The organism is Spirosoma areae (genome assembly GCF_054781775.1).
The window spans coordinates 20801-36466 of sequence record NZ_BAAGTT010000045.1 but is presented as its reverse complement, the minus strand read 5'-3'; the positions used below and the strand labels follow the sequence as shown (position 1 = coordinate 36466).

Genomic DNA, 15666 nt, shown 5'->3' with positions numbered 1-15666 from the left:
ACTCTGTATTAAGTTGGAACCTGAAACAAGTCTATGAAAGCTCCCTCAAAATCATATAACCCGCCACGATGAGCACAAACCAGCCAAAGCCTCTCTTTAACCGGTCGGGGGCAACGAAGCGGGCTAAGTACATCCCAACAAAGATGCCGATAATAGATAAACCCGTGAAGGGCAGCAGAAAATTCCAATTTAGCTCCGTATGGTGAATATCGCCCAGAAACCCGACGAATGAATTAACGGCAATGATGAGCACCGATGTGGCCACTGCCCGGTGAATGGGCAGGCCCGCCAGCAACACCAGCATGGGCACAATCAGAAAGCCCCCGCCCGCGCCAATCGTGCCGGTCAGTAACCCAACGGCCAGCCCGTCGAGCGCCAGGCTCCCATAACGCGGTCGCCCGTCGGCGGCTGCTCCCTGCTCCGGGCGATCACTCCGAATCATGGCGCGGGCCGCAATAATCATCACGATGGCGAAGAAGTAGAGAATGGCATTGCTTTTGGGCAGCACAAACTGCCCAGCCTGAAACAGCGGGTCGGGGAGCGCAGGGACTAAAAAACGCCGGCTTAAATAAACCGATATAAATGAGGGAAGTGCGAAAACTAAGGTTACCCTCAGGTCGACCCGCTGTTTCCAGATGTGGTTTATTGAGCCAATAAACGACGTTGATCCAACCACAAACAGCGAATAGGTGGTGGCCAGTACGGGCTGAATATGAAACAGATACACGAAGATTGGCACTGTCAGAATGGACCCGCCACCACCCGCCAGTCCGATAACTAATCCGGCAATGATAGCGGCTCCGTACCCGATTACTTCCTCGACACGCATGCGCCAAGATGGGAAAACTTTTGGAATTAGGATACAGGTGCATATAAAGACGCCTGAACTCTATGAGGCTCAGGCGTCTTTATAATGCACTACAGAAAACGTTCAGGACCTTAATTTACTATGATAACGACCATAGCCAAAGTAAATCGCCAGACCAATTGCCATCCAGATAATCAGCCGGGTCCAGTTTTCCCAACCTAAACTCATAATCATCGCCAGACATATAGCAGCGCCCAATGGGCAAACAATGAAATATAAAGGCGTTCTGAACGGGCGGACGATAGTGGGGTCGGTCTTCCGCAGAATCATGATACCAATACAGACCAGCACAAAGGCAAACAGGGTTCCAATACTGGTCATATCGCCCACCACACTATCCGGTACGAAGGCCGCAAACATCGAAACAAAGACAAAGAACACCCATTGCGAACGGAAAGGCGTTTGGTACTTCGGATGAAGTTTTGAGAAAATGGCAGGAACCAGCCCGTCTTTGCTCATGGTATAAAACACGCGGGTCTGTCCCAGCAACATAACCAGAATAACGGACGAGAAACCTGCCAGAATAGCCACCGTAACTAAAGACGCTAACCACTCATAACCAGGCATATACTTGTTAATGGCGTACACAACGGAGGCTTCACCACCCTGCCCAATGAATTCTTTGTAGGGTGCCAGGCCGGTCAGCACGTGCGAAAACAGAATGTACAATACCGTGCAAATCGCCAGCGATACCAGAATACCGATGGGCATATCCCGCTGCGGATTTTTAGCCTCCTGCGCGGCTGTCGATACAGCATCGAAGCCAATAAACGCAAAAAACACAATCCCCGCGCCCCGAAGTACGCCCAACCAGCCGTGATTTAGTGAATCAGCATAATTATGAATCTGTCCGGTGCTGAGTGTGGCCGTTCCGGCATCGGCTGGAATCAGATACGGTACGTGGTTGGCCGGATTGATGTATTTCCAGGCTAATGCGATGATTAACAGGACAATACTTACCTTCACAATGACAATAACATTATTGAACGTTGCCGATTCCTGCGTTCCTCTAATGAGCAACAGGCTCAACATCAGCAGAATAAATACGGCGGGCAGATTAATCATTCCGTGTATGCCTGCTTCGCCCGCGTAGATACCCAATCCATCGCTGACCTGAAACGGAGAATGGCACCATCGATAGGGTATATGAAAATGAAGAAAATCGTCCAGCAACGCATTCAGGTACTGCGACCAGCCAATGGAGACCGTTGCCGCTCCGAGCGCATACTCCAATACCAGATCCCAACCGATAATCCAGGCAACAAACTCGCCCATTGTTGTGTAGCTATAGGTGTAGGCGCTGCCAGCAATGGGGATCATCGACGCGAACTCCGCATAACACAAACCTGCCAGCGCACAGGCAAAAGCGGCAATGGCAAACGAAACCGTCACGGCAGGCCCGGCATGACCCCCTGCCGCAGCCGCGGTTCTGACAAACAGACCCGCTCCAATGATGGCACCGATACCCAACGCTATCAAATTCGTGGAGGTGAGAGTACGTTTTAGCGTACCCTCCTGACTAATCGGGTCTAAGCTTGTTGGCTCGTCAGAGGTCTCCGCCATCAGTTTCGCGAGCGATTTTTTCGCCCAAAGCTGACTTTTGGCTGACACTGGTGCTTTGGTAGTCTCCATATAGGCAAACAGAGTTTGGTGATTAGGTCGTATTAAGAAATATTCTTGGGTTCTTCAGCGAAATATACGAAATATAATGAGTGAAAGAGCGAAAGAGTGACAGAGCGAAGAAAATTGCCGAATGGTTTTCGCCCTGTCACTCTTTCGCTCTTTCGCTCATTAAAAAACTACGACTGCGATGGGCGAATCAGCGGTTTCTTTTCTTTCTTCTCCTTCTTCGCCGTAAATTCTTCGGGTGTGGCGGGTGCCGCGCTCGTAAAATCAGCCGGAATCGCGTCGAAGCCAGTTTTCTTTTCGGTGGCCGATGTACCAACTGTGAGGGCGGCCCCGTCCTTCTCCTGGTCGCGGCTCAGGGAATCAACCACAATGGGAGTAGCGACGAACAGCGACGAATATGTTCCCACAATAACACCAATCAACATGGCGAACGAGAAACCCCGAATGGTTTCACCCCCGAAAATAAAGAGAACCAACAACACCAGAATGGTGGAGAAGCCCGTCACCGCCGTGCGGCTCAGGGTTGCATTCAGGGCATTGTTAATAATGGTCGGAATGCTTTCTTTCTTGCCCTTGTTCTCGGCTAAGTATTCCCGCACCCGGTCGAAAACCACAACCGTGTCGTTCATCGAATACCCCATAATTGTTAGCAGGGCGCCCACAAACGCCTGGTCGATGTCGAGCGAAAAGGGCAGGAGACCATTGAAAATCGAGAAGATAGCCAGAATAATCAGCACGTCGTGGAACATAGCCACCACCGCGCCATACCCAAATGCCAGCCGCTTGAACCGGATGAGAATGTACAAAAAGACGACGGCAACGGCCAGCAAAATCGACCATAGCGCTGAGGTAAGAATGTCGTAGGCGATAGTTGGCCCTACCTTTTGCGAGCTTTCTATTTTTGCTGGATTGCCTTTAATATTGCTTAGTCCTTTGTAGATAGTGGCTTCAGCCCGCTTATCAGCTCCCTGCGAGTTATCATCAATCAGGTAGGGTGTGGTTACTTTCACCTGATTGGCACCAATGCCAGTGCCCCCGTAAGTTTTCACCTCCGGCGCAGCCCCCAGCACACTTGCCAGCGAGGTACGTACATCATCGGTACTGACTGATTTTTCAAAACGAACAACATAGGACCGCCCCCCTTTAAAGTCAACGCCTAATCCGAATCCTTTGAAGATAATCGAGATAATACCGGCAGCAATGATAATTGACGAAACTGTGTAGTACAGCTTCCGGCGCGACACGAAGTCAAAGTTAGAATCTTTAAATAGGTTCTTTGCCCATGAAGAACTGAATGTCAGTGTTTTGCCATTACGAATGTAGTACTCCAAAATCAGACGGGTGAGGAAAATAGCCGCAAACAACGAGGTTAGAATACCAATAATCAGTGTGGTCGCAAAGCCCAGAATCAAACCCGTGCCGAAGATAAACAGGACGATACCCGTCAGGAAAGTTGTTACGTTTGAGTCGATAATGGACGATAGCGCGTTCTTGAAACCATCGGTAACGGATTGCTTGAAGGTTTTCCCCAGTGCCAGTTCTTCTTTAATCCGCTCGAAAATAAGTACGTTGGCATCGACGGCCATACCAATCGACAGCACGATACCGGCAATACCAGGCATGGTCAATACCGCGCCCAGCGAGGCCATCACACCCAGCAGAAAGAACAGGTTAACGATCAAGGCAAGGTCAGCGATGAAGCCAGCCCGGTTGTAGTAAAATACCACAAACGCCAGCACCAGCAAAATACCAACTATCGACGAAAGTACCCCGGCGCTCACCGCTTCTGAACCAAGCGTAGCGCCTACTACGTTCTCTTCAACAATATTCGTTGGGGCAGGCAGCTTACCGGCTTTCAGCACGTTAGCCATGTCTTTGGTTTCTTCAACCGTGAAATTGCCGGAGATGCTCGACCGCCCGTTCGGAATTTCGTTCTGTACGTTTGGCGCCGTGTACACCAGATTGTCTAACAGAATCGCTACCGGACGGCCTACGTTTGCCGCCGTCAGATTTTTCCATTTCCGGGCGCCCTCGGCGTTCATGTTCATGGTCACTTCCGGGCGGCCCCGGTCGTCGTAGTCGTTGGTGGCATCGGTAATGACATCACCTTCGAGGGGGGCACGGCCAGCCGCTTTCTTCAGGAAATAAAGCGGCAAAATTTCTTTGCCATCGGTTGCTTTGAACGTCTTCCGGTCCCAGGCGAAGAACGCATCGGATGGAAACAAACTGCGTACTTCGGCTGCGTTCAGCACGTCGTTGGCGCGGGCCGTATCTTTCAGGTAAACGCCCAACTGATCCTGACCAACCGGCAGAAACAACTGTGTGAGGGCTGTACCTTGTGCAGCAGCGGCAGCCGTATCATTTTTTGCCTTTCCGGTCGAATCCGTTTTGCTACCCTGTGCCAGTTGCGACTCAAGGCTCGATGCGCCTTTAGCGGCTGAACCAGCGGTTGGGGCCGTTGTTCCTGCGGCTGGTTTCAGAGCGGCTTTGCGGGTAGCCTCTTCGCGAAGCAGATAAGCGCCCATGCCTTCAATGGCGGGGGCCAGTTCGTTCAGCCGATAAACTTCGGTAAACTCCAGTTTGGCCGCGCCGGTCAGCAAACGACGAATGCGCTCGGGGTTATCGACGCCGGGCAGTTCAATCTGAATCCGACCCGAACCTGGCAGCCGCTGAATATTTGGGTTCGCTACGCCAAACTTATCAACCCGCGCCTGAATAATCTGGTAAGCCCGCGTGATAGCTCCGTTGACTTCTTCATTCAATAACTTTCGTACTTCGGTATCCGACGACTGGAAGTTTATTTTGCTGCGGTTGGCGCTGGTAGCGAATATAGTGGCCAGCCTGGTATCCGGTGCCGCTTTTTTGAACGCATCAGCAAACAGGTCGACAAAACCGGCGTTGCTCGTTTTCTGGTCCTCCAGTGCCTGTTTCAACGCCTGATTAAATTTTGGGTCGCGGTTGTTACCCGATAGACTGCGTAAAATGTCGGTGGGTGATACTTCCAGCACAACGTGCATACCGCCCTGTAAATCAAGGCCCAGACCCAATTCGCGCTCGGTCACTTCCTGAAGGGTACTGCCCAGATAAACAGGCTCTTTCCAGAGCGAATCGAGGTAGTGTTGTTTTTTCGCCCGGTCAACAAGGCCCTGCTTGTTGGTGGCGTAGGTCTCCGCATCGGCTTTAATGCCCCGCGAGACGAAGGTAAACGACAGGAAGTAAATGCAGATGGCTGCAATGACACCCGTCAGAATGAGAATTCCGGTTTTGTTTTGCATGAATGTAGCCTGAACCAAGAGGGTCGGGCATCTGAATTAAATTGATAAAATTGGAGAAAATCAGGGAAGAATGCCGTTCGGCTGAGGTTGCCGTTACGGCGCATTTGTGGCTATATGATGCCCAAATACGTGCTTGAAATAAGCAAAATAGAAATGCGGCAGGGTAAAATGCCGAAGCAGTGCAACGCTCAACAGTACCAGGATTATGAGCGTAGGTGCGGGAAGCAGAAAAGCGGTTTGCCCCGATTCGCCTAATTCAACAGCCGGAGTAACGACCGCTTCAAACTGGGCTGCGCTCAAAAGGGTATTCGAGGATGGGACATCTGCTGATTTGCCCGACTTGGCCTGTTCCGCAATGGCTTTCTTTGCCAGCAATGCCTTCGTGTTGGCTGCGTTGCTGTTTCCCCAAACGGCGGTGAATAGCAGCAGGGTAACCAGCATCAGGCTCGAAAGACGTTGTATGACACGCGGTTGCTTCATATATTTCCTTTGCGGATGACAAATTTCGTACCAATTTTGGTGGAATGCAAGCGGTTTTTGACAGGATTACAGGATTAACTGGATTTGATTTAGCTGAGTTATGCCGCCTGTGTTCAACCTGAAAATTGTATTCAGAATCAAATCCTGTAATCCTGTCGAAAAATAATCTGCTACCTTGCGCCTATGAAGCTGCATGAATTTATTCAATTAGCCTTAGCCGAAGATGTTGGCGACGGCGACCATACGTCTCTGTCGACCATTCCGGCCAATGCCCAAAAACGCGCCCGGCTCTTGGTCAAAGAAGCGGGTATTCTGGCGGGTGTTAAGGTGGCTCAGGCTATTTTCGCCGAAGTTGACCCGGCGTTTGTTGTTGACATCCTCATGCAGGATGGCGCCACTATTGAACCCGGCGACATCGTGCTGACTGTTAGCGGCAATGCCCGTAATATTCTGACGGCTGAGCGCCTTGTACTCAACTGTATTCAGCGTATGAGCGGCATTGCCACGCATACCCGTGAGTTGGTAAATCTTCTGGAAGGCACGCGGGCGAAACTATTGGACACGCGTAAAACTACCCCCAACTTCCGAATCTGTGAGAAAATGGCCACGAAAATTGGTGGGGCCGTAAACCACCGGTTCGGGTTGTACGACATGATTCTGATTAAAGACAATCACGTCGATTATGCCGGAAGCATCGAAGCGGCCATTACGCAGGCTGTTGCTTACCTGAAAGAAACAGGTCGTCAGTTACGTATCGAAGTGGAAACCCGAAACCGGGCGGAAGTAGAAGAAGTGCTGCGGGTGGGTCAGGTGGATATAATTCTGTTGGATAATTTTCAGCCAGAAGGGATTCGGGATATGGTACGGCTCGTTGACGGTCGTTTCGTGACCGAAGCGTCGGGCGGTATTGACGAAACAAATCTGCGGGCCTATGCCGAAACGGGTGTCGATTTTATTTCGTCCGGTGCGCTTACGCACCAGATTAAAAGCCTGGATTTGAGTTTGAAAGCGTACTGAAAAAGATGTTCCATATGGCGAACTTGAAACCTGGAACATAAACCAACACTACCGGCTCGTTTCATTTCGCCGGGTTCTCATCAACGCCTAATCTTGGTAATGCCGGATTCAGTAGTCTGGGAACAACTTTCACCCGAAACACGCGCGTTCCGGCAACATCGAAATCGCAGCTATAAAACTCGCGCTGCTTCACCCCCCGATAAACAGCCATATAGTTAACCCTGGGAGGCCAGTTGTTTAGGGCTAATTCGGCCGTAATGGCATCGACAGCTTTACGTAGGTTAGAGAAAAAAGTGGTGGTCGGTTCGCGATGACGGAGCATACTTAGTGATCCTACATGTTGAATGGTAACTTCATAAATGGTTCGGCTGGTGGGTTGCATACAAAGGTTTTGTCCAGAGTCTTATGCGTTTTTAAGCAAGTTTATGCATAATGTGAATATTATGAAAAACTATCTACTTATTTTTCAATGCTTAAACTAAAACCCTGCTTCAGACGTTTTACCTACAATTGTGCTAATCAACGCCTGGCTCTTAAAATAGTCAGGCTTTTTTATGCTACATAAAAAAAGCGGTGGTCTACTCGACCACCGCTTTTTTTGTTTTTGCAAGGCGGGTGGAAACCCGCGATGAGTAAGTAATAATTGCGGGTTTCTACCCGCCTTACACAAGTTACTTCTTATACATAACCGTCTCTACGGCCTGTAGCGTGCGCTTCACATTAGGGAGGATGGCCTCAATGAGCGTGGGCGCGTAGGGCAGGGGCAAATCCATGCTATTGACCCGAACAACGGGTGCGTCTAAGTAATCGAACGCATTGCGCTGAATGTTGTAGGTCAATTCCGACGAGATAGCCGCCAGGGGCCAGGCCTCCTCCACAATCACACATCGGTTCGTTTTCTTTACTGAGTTGATAATGGTTGCGTAGTCAATCGGTCTAACCGAACGAAGGTCGATGACCTCCGCCGACACGCCGTTTTTAGCCAGTTCGTCGGCAGCCGCGAGGGCCACTTTCATAATTTTACCGAACGAGACAATCGTTACGTCGTTTCCTTCCCGCACAATGTTGGCCTGCCCAATCGGAATCAGGTATTCTTCTTCAGGAACCTGCCCTTTATCGCCATACATCAACTCTGACTCCATAAAAATAACGGGGTCGTTGTCGCGGATGCACGACTTCAGCAAGCCTTTGGCATCATACGGATTCGATGGCACGACTACTTTCAGCCCCGACGTGTTGGCAAACCAGTTCTCGAAATTCTGCGAGTGCTGGCTCGACAGCATCCCGGCATTACCGGTAGGCCCGCGAAATACAATGGGGCAGGAGTATTGCCCACCCGACATCGACATAATTTTGGCCGCCGAATTAATGACCTGGTCAATGGCAACAAGCGAGAAGTTGAAGGTCATGAACTCGATAATGGGCCGCAACCCATTGATGGCAGAACCAACCCCAATGCCCGCAAAACCTAACTCGGCAATGGGTGTATCAATCACGCGCTCCGGGCCGAACTCGTCGAGCATACCCTGGCTAACTTTATAGGCGCCGTTGTATTCGGCGACTTCTTCACCCATTAGATAGACCAGTGGGTCCCGGCGCATTTCTTCCGTCATGGCCTCCCGCAGGGCTTCGCGGAACTGTATTTCTCTCATTATGAGTGCGTTGATTTCGGTTAATTGGTTGCCAATGAGTTGCCCGCATTGGGTAATAGGGGATAAAAACCGGTCAAAATTAGGCAAAATGACCTGATTCATCAAATCGTCGTTTACGTGTGCTGGCAACCCAACTTAGCGACGGTGATTATCTATACCAAAAACGGCAAACATTGTTTTTTCTACCGCACTACAGCCAATTTCCCGGCTACACCTTCCGACCCGTCGGATGCTACAACGACAACTAAATAAATGCCCGTTTGTGCCATGCGGCCCCGATAATCGTGTAAGTTCCAGGTGGCCGTGCCGCCCTGCGACCGGGTTTCATAAACCAACTGCCCGCCCGCATCCAGTATTTTTACGGTTGCATTGTCGGTCAGGCCGTTGATGCCAACTGTGCCTGTAAAATCAGGTCGGACCGGATTCGGAAAAAGAGTCAGGTTATTCAGTGTTTCAGCGGGTTCGGTTGCTGAACCTTGAAAAGAAATCAGGCCATTTATCGTTCCGATAAAAACCTTTCCGCTAATCGGTTCGATGGCCAGCGCCTGAATCAAATTAGTCGGCAATGGGCTGTTCTCCGCCGTGAATGTATCAAACAGTTGCGAACCATCGGGGGCAAGCTGGTAAAGTCCTTTTTGCGTACCAATCCATTTCCGGTTGCCGCCATCGACCGCAATAGCTGTAATGACTTCATTAGCCAGCAGCCGCCGTCGATTCAGCAGTGGGGGCTGGGCATCTATAGTCCCATCAAAAGCCCCGGCCGGATTGTCGAACACGACCGGACCGAGGTCGGTTCCGACCCAAATAGCACCATTTCGGTCTTTGGTTAAGGCGCGAATGCTATTGGTTAATAGCCCACCTTGTCCACGTTCGGTTGTTAGAAAGCGACTGCGGTTTGTTTGTGGATCAACAACCAGTAACCCCCCGCCGAGGTCGGGCCGAAGCCACAGGAACCCATTATCGTCGGCTACGACCTGCACAATATTTGTCTGGCTACTAACCGGAAACGATTGAAACGTGCCATCGGGTCGGCGAACATGCAGGGTAGACCGCTGGGTGGCATTCGTTCGTCCGGTAGTTATCCAGAGATTCCCGTCTAAATCGGTTGCCAGACTGCTGATGAATGGGCTGATTGTGGTCGGTAAGGTAACCGAAGCGAGTGCCTGCCCCGCTGTCTGGCTCCATAAACCTCCGCCGAAGCTGCTAAAATAGAGTTGTTGCTGAGTAGGCAAATAAACGGCGGCATTAAATCCCCGAGTCTGGCCAGCAGCCGTTGCCGTAGTCCAACGCCTATTTGGAACCGAGAATAGTTCACCTGCTGGCTGATTTATAGAACGTTGAGTGTCGCTCAACGGGCCGGTGGGCAGGGCTATAAGCGTTTGAGCGTAAGCATATAAGCTGGCAAATTGGTCGCGGGTTGGCCCTTCGGGGGCAATGCGCTGAAACTGTCCTGAACTTCCTGAAAGAAGACCAGTATTTATATCGGCAACCCAAACCGTACTACCATCAGCTATCACCTCGCGCGGATCGGTCAGCAAGGAGCCTGCAAAAGTACCCGAATTAGGCAAGGTAATGGTCCGATTCGTCGCCACAATTGGCCCTGCCACCGATGGAAATAGTCTGACGATTGGATCAGACGTTTGCCGGGATAGTACCCAGGATCCATTGGTTTTCGTGTACATGCCCTTTCCGTTTACCGATACGTACAGGCGGTTCTGATCAGTTAGCAGCGACGACATAAACGGGTCAGGCTCCTGAATTGGTCGCCAGTTAGCGGGGTCGGCAATATTGACATTCGGAGCGAAGCGCACCGCCCGCAGTCGAAGGCCGGTTTCGAAGGGCTGCGTGGGTGAGGTTAGGGCGTATAAGCTGTCAGTCGTAGCGGCTGTCTGAAAAATGGGCAGGGGCGACCCGTCGGTTTGCTGACTGAAGTATGTATCCCGAATTTCGTTTTTGAGTAAATCCAGCACTACTACTCCAAAATCGGTGCTTAGATAAGCGTTGTTGCCAATTCGGTTGAGTTGATGAATAACGCGCGAGGCTGGCAGGTTGGGGGCCGTAACGATTGTGTTCACGTTGGTGACTGAGCCGGGTTCGCCGGCATCGGTCAGGCTCAGAAAATCCAGATTACCGTTTCGGTAGGTGAGGAGGAGTTTTTGTTGATCGGCCAGATAAAGTAATCGGCTGATACCAACATCGCTCAGACCGGATGATTTACTGAGTGTGAAGGTCTCATTCGTGACTTTATCGTAATAGAAGAACCCATTTTGTGTAGCGGCATAGATTTTGTTACCAACCACCGCCACCGACTGCCCGGAGTTGTAGCTTACGTGTGACTGCCAGGTGCCGATTTGAGCAAATGAATAATGAATAATGAACAATGAACAATGAACAATAAGAACTAAACGGAAAAATCCCCTCTCCCAGCCATTATTCATTATCCATTGTACATTATTCATTACTTATCTACATTTTCATACGCCCACTCTTTCTGGCCAGCGTCGTTGCCGAGGTTAAAGCATCGTCGGCAACGGGCTTCATAACTATCGGTTTCGCCCAGCAACACGCGCTCCTGCGAAGGTACGAGCCGATAGGAATACTGAGCAATGTCGCCACAAACCACGCAAATCGCGTGAACTTTGGTCACGTATTCGGCAATGCTCATCAACTGAGGCATACAGCCGAAGGGTTTGCCCGAAAAGTCCATATCCAATCCGGCCACAATAACCCGCTTGCCCTCATTGGCCAATTCCTGGCAAACATCGGTAATGTGGGCATCGAAAAATTGGGCTTCATCGATACCAACTACGTCACAATCACCGGTTAACGAAGGAATCTGGCTCGCTGTTTGCACCGGGATCGACTGAATCGTGAGGGCTGAATGAGAAACAATATTTTCCTCATGGTAGCGAACATCCAAAGCCGGTTTAAAAATCCGGACATTGAGTTTCGCAATGCGGGCACGCGTAAGCCGACGAATCAATTCCTCGGTTTTGCCGGAGAACATCGACCCGCAAATAACCTCAATCCAGCCAGTACGGAGGTGGGGCGGTTCACGTCGTCGGGGGGGTTCAATAAACATTGGGTAATGGCCGTTTTAAGGCCGGTTATTAGTTTTAATCAGGTAAATTGACTTGCAGAGTTCTGGTCAAAATCACAATTTCAATTTATTGATAACTAAAAATGGGTTTGCGCCTGAAAACTTTATCTTTACAAAACAAAGGCTTTTCCTAATGTCGAACAAGTTTAACGCCAACGCCCTTACTGACTACAGCAAGTCCTACGCGCGTCGGATCGCTGCTGATTTTTATCAGAACCATGCCGCCATAACCGGGCAGCAACTCCTGTCGCTGACGCCCATTAGTCAGATTAATTTGTTCATCATCAATAGTTTGTCCGATAAGTGGCAGGCGGATGCAACAAAATTTCGCAGTCACTACTTCGACTTTGCCGATGCCGATGTGCAGGAAGCACTGCAAAATTTCATGAACATCGTGTCGCAGCATATTTCGGTTCGTCGCGAACATCTCGAACCCCTGCTGGCCGATGCCACCCGCCGGGCCATCATCATGATCTTCGACCCACGGGCTTATTTCGACGATATACTGCGTAGCCAGCCTGAATTTACCGTAACCGCCGATGCGTTAAAGCAGATCACCCGCTATACAAAAATCAATCAGTTTATTCCGGCTCATATTACGCAGCGTGTCAATGGTCGGCCCTTTGTGTATGTCAATCAGGCCCTTACGTATTTAGACGAAGCGTTAACGCAGAAAGGCCATGAGTTAGAGCATTATGACAAATTCGTCGCGCTGTTTTCGGAAAAACACCCAATGGATGTGTCGGCTTTACTGCGGAGTCATGTGCCCGACAGCATTCCGGCGTCTCCATCCCGCTCCTTTTTCGATACCGTTATCGAACCGGCGGTTCCACCTGCTCCCTTAGTTCCGGCAGAAGCAACCCCCGAAGCCATTGCCCCGGCTATACCACCACAGCCCGATCCGACCCCTGCTCCCCCGTCCGAACAGGCAATGGAGCCAACCGGCCCTATGTTCCTTGACGGAACTGACCATGCGCCAACTGCTCCCAGTAACCAACCGTCGCAGGTAGAGACGGAGGCCGTAGCACCATCCATAACAACAATGGAAACAACAGCCATAACAAGCCAGACAGATTCTGTACCCACGCTGAATGATACACTGCGGGAAGTAGCCCCGACTGAATCGTCAACAATAGCCGAAACGTTCCATCGGGCACCCATCGAGAGCATCGCCCGGAGTATTTCGCTGAATCAGAAATTTCGGTTTATCAATCAGCTCTTTAATGGCAACAGCAGTGCCTATAATCAGGCCATCGAGGAAATTGACACCCTGAATAATTACGGCCAGGCACTCGATCTGATTTCTTACCGCTATGCGTCTCAATATTTGTGGGATATGAGCAGCGATGAAGTAAGTGAACTGGTTGAAATTCTGAAACGGCGGTTCGCCTAAGGTAGCCGCTTCGATTCTACTAAGTATCCTTTTTGTTTCAAATGTATCTTTTTTAGGCTTTGACCGTCTAAGGCTCAACCGTATTGGCTGGTCATAATACTCAGGAACGAGTGACCGGCTTAGGGTGGTTAGAGGTCCTATCCGAAACCTGAACAAAAAAGATAGTGCGAACACGTTACCTGCTCACAGTGGCCGGATGGTTGGCCGTTTCTCCTGTTTTTTCTCAAACAACTATACCACCCCGAAGTTCGGCGGATGTCAGCCGGTATTTACAGGATTTATTTCCTGTGCAGACGGAAGGTATCGACTATCAGGCTGTTTATGATGCCCTGACGCAACTCTACGCCAATCCGCTCGATCTTAATCTGGCCAGCCGCGACGAACTGGAAACAACGTATCTGCTCACGAACAGGCAATTGAGCAGTTTAGCCGCCTATCGGGCTGAATTCGGTGATTTGCTGTCGGTGTATGAACTTCAGGCTGTCCCCGATTTTGATTTGTCAACCATTCGTCGTCTGTTACCCTTTGTGACGGCATCGGGAACGCCCGGTTTATTTGGCACGCTCCCAACGCCCACCGACAACTACCTGATTGTGCGCTACGAACAGACGCTGGAACAACAGAAAGGCTTCTCAGAAGCTATGGCGGACAAAAAAGGTAATTTGCCGACGCGCTATCTGGGAAGTGCCGGACAGTGGTATGCCCGCTACCGATATAGTCGACCCCGTGCGTTTAGCGTTGGTCTGACGCTGGAAAAAGACCCCGGCGAACCAATGGGCTGGCAGCCGTCGGCGCGTCGATATGGGGTTGACTATGTTTCGTTTCATGCCCAGATACAGAACCGGGGCCGTTGGCGGAACATTTTGCTGGGCGATTATCAGGTACAGGTAGGACAGGGGCTGGTGCTGTCAGCGGGGTTTGTGCTGGGTAAAAGTGCTGAGACGGTGCAGCCCGTTCGTCGCCCAACACTGGGTGCCCGACCTTATACTTCCTTAACAGAGTATGGGTATTTTCGGGGCGCAACGGCAACGTATAGCATCCATCGAACAGTTGATCTGACGCTTATAGCCGCCCGCAACCGACGCGATGCCAACATCGCAGAAGGCAGCCCGGATGAAGGCGTTATGGCTACCTCTCTGCAAACCTCCGGCCTGCACCGAACGGCCTCCGAACGGGCCGATCAGGGCAGTCTGCTCGAAACCAATCTGGGCGCTCATCTACTCTACCACAATCGACACCAGTTTCAACTGGGCCTGACCCTATTGCATACCCGCTTCGATAAAGTCTATCGCCGACGCGATCTGGCCTACAATCAATATGAATTTACCGGCACAAAAAACGCCGTTGTTGGCCTACATGGCGGCTATATCTGGCGAAACTGGAATCTGTTTGCTGAAGTAGCCCGGAGTGGCGGCTCAACAAAAAATTCGGGCGGCATTGGCACCGTAGGAGGGGCGTTGGTTAGCCTGACGAAAAAAATCGACGCGGCCATCGCACTCCGCCACTATGACCGTAATTTTCACAGCTTTTATGGTAATGCGTTCAGCGAAGGGAGTCGGAATATCAACGAAACGGGCGCTTATCTGGGTCTGAAATACACCGTCTATCGCAAACTAACGTTAAGTGGTTTCGCCGATTATGTCAACTTTCCCTGGCTAAGGTATCTGGTTGACAAGCCTTCGCATGGGTTTGATTATCTACTCCAGGTTCGGTATACGCCCAGTCGCCAAACGGCATTTTATGCAGTTTACCATGAAGAACATAAGGAGAAAAACCTGACCATCGGCAAGGTTAAAGAAGTCGTTGGTACTACCCGCCGAAATTACGCCCTGAATGCCGACTATAAACTGATGCGCGGGGTGTCGCTGCGGTCGAGGGTGCAGTGGGGCGGATTTGGATTTGCCGGGCAACCTGTTTCGCGCGGATTTGCGGTGGTGCAGGATGCCACGATGGATGTGCGACGGTTTAGCTTGAGTGGCCGGGTAGCCCTGTTTGGCACCGACGACTATGACAGCCGACAGTACGTATATGAGCGTGATGTGCTCTACGCTTTCTCGTTTCCAGCCTATTTTAACCGGGGCGTTCGCCACTATTTGCTGGCCCAGTACAATCTGAGCCGTCATCTGGATGTGTGGGTCCGCTGGGCCAGAACCGACCTGACCAATCAACCGACAGTCGGCTCCGACCTCGACCAGATTGATGCTCCCCATAAATCAGAGGTAAAGATTCAGGCCCGGTGGCGGTTCTGACAC

General features: G+C 50.8%; 11 protein-coding genes. 3 read left to right on the top strand and 8 right to left on the bottom strand.

The annotated features are described in order from the left end of the window. Positions 1–31: 31 nt before the first annotated feature. The 4 genes from ACYVI1_RS27430 to ACYVI1_RS27415 all read right to left on the bottom strand — a co-directional run bounded on the left by ACYVI1_RS27430 (position 32) and on the right by ACYVI1_RS27415 (position 6252). Positions 32–829, bottom strand: a complete 798-nt coding sequence (locus ACYVI1_RS27430) for a sulfite exporter TauE/SafE family protein (protein WP_460914418.1) — start codon at positions 827–829, stop codon at positions 32–34. Positions 830–931: 102 nt separating this feature from the next. Beyond that, the gene (locus tag ACYVI1_RS27425; protein WP_460914415.1) at positions 932–2500 is read right to left on the bottom strand and encodes an amino acid permease; all 1569 of its coding nucleotides are present in this window, start codon (positions 2498–2500) and stop codon (positions 932–934) included. A gap of 167 nt (positions 2501–2667) precedes the next feature. Then, positions 2668–5772: a protein translocase subunit SecDF gene (gene secDF / locus ACYVI1_RS27420; RefSeq protein ID WP_460914413.1), complete on the bottom strand. Its 3105-nt coding sequence runs from the start codon at positions 5770–5772 to the stop codon at positions 2668–2670. A 93-nt stretch (positions 5773–5865) separates the two neighbouring features. Further along, positions 5866–6252: a hypothetical protein gene (locus ACYVI1_RS27415; protein WP_460914410.1), complete on the bottom strand. Its 387-nt coding sequence runs from the start codon at positions 6250–6252 to the stop codon at positions 5866–5868. A gap of 183 nt (positions 6253–6435) precedes the next feature. On the opposite strand from ACYVI1_RS27415, the gene nadC reads away from it, so the two are divergent. Further along, positions 6436–7269: a carboxylating nicotinate-nucleotide diphosphorylase gene (gene nadC / locus ACYVI1_RS27410; RefSeq protein ID WP_460914408.1), complete on the top strand. Its 834-nt coding sequence runs from the start codon at positions 6436–6438 to the stop codon at positions 7267–7269. Positions 7270–7330: 61 nt separating this feature from the next. Here nadC and ACYVI1_RS27405 read toward each other — a convergent pair whose 3' ends face one another. From ACYVI1_RS27405 to ACYVI1_RS27390, 4 genes are all read right to left on the bottom strand, one after another. Continuing rightward, positions 7331–7651 (bottom strand): hypothetical protein, encoded by a 321-nt coding sequence (locus tag ACYVI1_RS27405; RefSeq protein WP_460914405.1) that lies wholly within the window; start codon positions 7649–7651, stop codon positions 7331–7333. Between the two features lie 289 nt (positions 7652–7940). Next, positions 7941–8921, bottom strand: a complete 981-nt coding sequence (locus ACYVI1_RS27400) for a pyruvate dehydrogenase complex E1 component subunit beta (protein WP_460914568.1) — start codon at positions 8919–8921, stop codon at positions 7941–7943. Between the two features lie 182 nt (positions 8922–9103). Beyond that, positions 9104–11380, bottom strand: a complete 2277-nt coding sequence (gene porZ / locus ACYVI1_RS27395) for a type IX secretion system anionic LPS delivery protein PorZ (RefSeq protein ID WP_460914402.1) — start codon at positions 11378–11380, stop codon at positions 9104–9106. Next, the gene (locus tag ACYVI1_RS27390; protein WP_460914400.1) at positions 11380–12003 is read right to left on the bottom strand and encodes a thymidine kinase; all 624 of its coding nucleotides are present in this window, start codon (positions 12001–12003) and stop codon (positions 11380–11382) included. The genes porZ and ACYVI1_RS27390 overlap by 1 nt, the downstream gene beginning before the upstream one ends. Before the next feature lie 151 nt (positions 12004–12154). Between ACYVI1_RS27390 and ACYVI1_RS27385 the strand changes: the two genes are divergently transcribed. Next, positions 12155–13414 carry a hypothetical protein gene (locus ACYVI1_RS27385; RefSeq protein WP_460914398.1) on the top strand — a complete coding sequence of 420 codons (1260 nt, stop codon included), beginning with the start codon at positions 12155–12157 and terminating at the stop codon, positions 13412–13414. Positions 13415–13578: 164 nt separating this feature from the next. Next, positions 13579–15663: a ComEA family DNA-binding protein gene (locus ACYVI1_RS27380; RefSeq protein WP_460914396.1), complete on the top strand. Its 2085-nt coding sequence runs from the start codon at positions 13579–13581 to the stop codon at positions 15661–15663. Positions 15664–15666: the final 3 nt, after the last annotated feature.

Bases quoted from the DNA above. Each gene is read 5' to 3' on its own strand.
- ACYVI1_RS27430 (WP_460914418.1), bottom strand. From the start codon at position 829: ATGCGTGTCGAGGAAGTAATCGGGTACGGAGCCGCTATCATTGCCGGA.
- ACYVI1_RS27425 (WP_460914415.1), bottom strand. From the start codon at position 2,500: ATGGAGACTACCAAAGCACCAGTGTCAGCCAAAAGTCAGCTTTGGGCG.
- secDF (WP_460914413.1), bottom strand. From the start codon at position 5,772: ATGCAAAACAAAACCGGAATTCTCATTCTGACGGGTGTCATTGCAGCC.
- ACYVI1_RS27415 (WP_460914410.1), bottom strand. From the start codon at position 6,252: ATGAAGCAACCGCGTGTCATACAACGTCTTTCGAGCCTGATGCTGGTT.
- nadC (WP_460914408.1), top strand. From the start codon at position 6,436: ATGAAGCTGCATGAATTTATTCAATTAGCCTTAGCCGAAGATGTTGGC.
- ACYVI1_RS27405 (WP_460914405.1), bottom strand. From the start codon at position 7,651: ATGCAACCCACCAGCCGAACCATTTATGAAGTTACCATTCAACATGTA.
- ACYVI1_RS27400 (WP_460914568.1), bottom strand. From the start codon at position 8,921: ATGAGAGAAATACAGTTCCGCGAAGCCCTGCGGGAGGCCATGACGGAA.
- porZ (WP_460914402.1), bottom strand. From the start codon at position 11,380: ATGAATAATGTACAATGGATAATGAATAATGGCTGGGAGAGGGGATTT.
- ACYVI1_RS27390 (WP_460914400.1), bottom strand. From the start codon at position 12,003: ATGTTTATTGAACCCCCCCGACGACGTGAACCGCCCCACCTCCGTACT.
- ACYVI1_RS27385 (WP_460914398.1), top strand. From the start codon at position 12,155: ATGTCGAACAAGTTTAACGCCAACGCCCTTACTGACTACAGCAAGTCC.